Origin of the sequence: Moorena sp. SIO4G3 (assembly GCF_010692305.1) — a bacterium.
GTDB lineage: Bacteria > Cyanobacteriota > Cyanobacteriia > Cyanobacteriales > Coleofasciculaceae > Moorena > Moorena producens_A.
Genome location: NZ_JAAHIG010000701.1, coordinates 1 through 1,779 on the forward strand (window position 1 = coordinate 1; position 1,779 = coordinate 1,779).

The window sequence follows — 1,779 nt, forward strand, 5'->3', positions numbered from 1 at the left end:
ACGACCCTCGTTGCTATTTGTTACGGTCGATGCCCGGTATTATCCGGGGCACCTCCGCTCCAGAACCGTGCGTGAAGGTTTCCCCTCACACGGCTCCTAGGTAATCTCGGTCTATGACCGGCCTTTTGGCTTGCTCCAATGTATCTGTTGATGGCAGCTTCGATGAACTGCTAGTAAGTTCTTTTTGGACCAATTGTCGTGGTTTCCATCTACATGATGAAGGTGTACATCTTCGCCTTCTAAGAACTTCAATCTACAGTGTCCACAGGAATGGTTTTGCCGTTTCAAGGCGTCTGAGGTAGCGTCTGAGTAGAGGCGGGAATTCCTTTTACTCCAGTAAACTAGGTCACCATCATAAGGTGACTTAGTCCCTTTAACGTTTGCGTGTTGATTCTGTTTGTACCCCACTTTTGGGAATGCTTTTTTACATAGTTCGTTGGCCTGGTACCGGTTCACTTTCTTTTCCTTTCGGAATTTACGGTTAGCGGTTAGGTTCATGAACCATAGGCTATCCCTTGGGCTACTCATATCACAACTACTGTGGTAATTACGCCACCCGCGAACGATTGGGGCTAGCTTTTTTGCTTTTACTTTGGCACCATAGTTCGAGTTGTTGACCACGGCTTTGATTTTCTTACGGATGTTTCTGTGGTTTTCCTCTGAGGGAATACACGAAAACTTTCCGTCTTTTCTGACGCGGAATTTCCACCCCAGGAGACGAAACCTTAGAATAAAGAAGCCTTAATTAATAATTTTTAACCCTTTTTTGCATAGTCTGTCCCCTGTAAAGGCTTCTTTATTCTTACGGTAACTTCATAGGAAGTCAAATCCGTCTGTCGTTTTGGTTAGCTTGGTCTTTTCTTCGTTGATTTCCATTCCGCGTTCTGCCAGGAAGTCTTTGACTTTCTGGAGAATCTTTTCAGCATTGTCTTTTGGCTTGAGTATAAATACCATGTCGTCTGCGTATCGCAGGCTGGTGTGTATATTCTCGATTCCGTTGAGTGCCACATTTGCTAATAGGGGGCTGACCACACCGCCTTGGGGTGTTCCTTGCTCTAGGAATTCCGGATTGATGCCTGCTTTTAAACACCTGAAAATCCCCTGTTTTAGGCACGCAGGAGCTAGCAATCTATCCATGATTGAGCTGTGTGAGATGCGGTCAAAGCATTTCTTTATGTCTAGTTCGATTATTCGCTTGTTTATACCGTTGTGGTCTGATTTCAGGTGTAGGAATAGGCGTTTTTGCACGTCTTGTGCTCCTCTTCCTGTTCTAAAACCATAACTGTCGGCGCTGAACGTGGCCTCATGGGCTGGTTCCAATGCGAATTTGGCTAAACATTGCCATGCTCGGTCGGCTATGGTTGGTATCTTTAACATTCGAGTCTTTCCATTCTTTTTCTTGATTGGTTTTTCTCGTAGTCCGCTATGTTTCCAGTCGTGGCCATAGAGGTTTAATGTTTCCACCAGTTCCATGCGTTCCCTGAAATTGAGTTTGGACTTTCCGTCAATTCCAGCTGTTCTTTTGCCCTTATTTAGCTGTGTTACTTGTTGGACAGCCAGCAGTTGTGCTGCACGGGACTTCATAATCAGTTTCTGTAATGACTTGGCTTTCTTCAGGTCACCTTCTCGAACCGCTTTATATACTCGCTTTTGTAGGCGGAATAAATTTTGGTGGTGTTTTTTCCACTTCTGATTTTTCCAAAGTTCACTATGATTGCTCATGTGTCTAACCGTGCTCTACTAGAGTTTGCATATTCTGAATACCCGCAGGCAGTTTTC

General features: G+C 44.7%; 1 pseudogene. It reads right to left on the reverse strand.

From position 1 onward, the window contains the following. Positions 1-111: 111 nt before the first annotated feature. Positions 112-1,722: pseudogene (locus tag F6J99_RS44745) on the reverse strand (reverse transcriptase domain-containing protein). Positions 1,723-1,779: the final 57 nt, after the last annotated feature.